At 58.3% G+C, this 650-nt stretch carries 3 tRNA genes; all 3 read left to right on the top strand.

What is annotated here, in order from left to right:
- The first annotated feature begins 275 nt into the window (after nucleotides 1–275).
- The 3 genes from KF708C_RS34115 to KF708C_RS34105 all read left to right on the top strand — a co-directional run bounded on the left by KF708C_RS34115 (nucleotide 276) and on the right by KF708C_RS34105 (nucleotide 609).
- Nucleotides 276–361: transfer RNA gene (locus KF708C_RS34115), tRNA-Tyr, on the top strand.
- Nucleotides 362–419: 58 nt separating this feature from the next.
- Nucleotides 420–493 (top strand) — tRNA-Gly (locus tag KF708C_RS34110).
- A 41-nt stretch (nucleotides 494–534) separates the two neighbouring features.
- Nucleotides 535–609 (top strand) — tRNA-Thr (locus KF708C_RS34105).
- The last annotated feature ends 41 nt before the right edge of the window (nucleotides 610–650 follow it).

Here is a 650-nt window from a genome sequence, read left to right as displayed (position 1 = left end):
ACCGATTGCTGGACAGCGCTTCGGGTCTGGCCGGCCAAAAGTCGCCTCGGACGACGGCGCAAGGAGCCCGGGAACGCCCGCCGGAAGCCATTTCCGGGCTGCCGGCGACACCCTATAGGGTGAGAGCGTGTTCTTTTCGAACGCCGGTGGTTGTGGAATGGCCAGGCAGCCTGGATGGTGCCCGGTCGCGATCTCGTCACTGTCCCCATGCTTTGCATAGTATGGAAAAAGCTTGACAGGCCTGATGAGTTACACCATAATCACAAGTTCTCTGCGGAGAGGTGCCCGAGTGGCTAAAGGGGGCAGACTGTAAATCTGTTGGCTTACGCCTACGCTGGTTCGAATCCAGCCCTCTCCACCAGAATTAAGCAGGACAGTAACCCGGCGGTAGTCGGTGAAGCAGAAAGCGTGGTAACCCGGCGGGTGTAGCTCAATGGTAGAGCAGAAGCCTTCCAAGCTTACGACGAGGGTTCGATTCCCTTCACCCGCTCCAGATTGCCCGGGTTGCAGTCAAGAAAGCAGCAGTCAAGTTTCGCCCATGTGGCTCAGTGGTAGAGCACTCCCTTGGTAAGGGAGAGGTCGGCAGTTCGATCCTGCCCATGGGCACCAAATACCGTACTGGCAATATCGCAGCCGACACAGGAGTCGCG

The sequence above is a fragment of the Cupriavidus basilensis genome (genome assembly GCF_000876015.1).
Taxonomy (GTDB): domain Bacteria; phylum Pseudomonadota; class Gammaproteobacteria; order Burkholderiales; family Burkholderiaceae; genus Cupriavidus; species Cupriavidus basilensis_B.
Note: the sequence above shows the minus strand (reverse complement) of the source record. Positions and strands in the feature narration are given on the sequence as shown.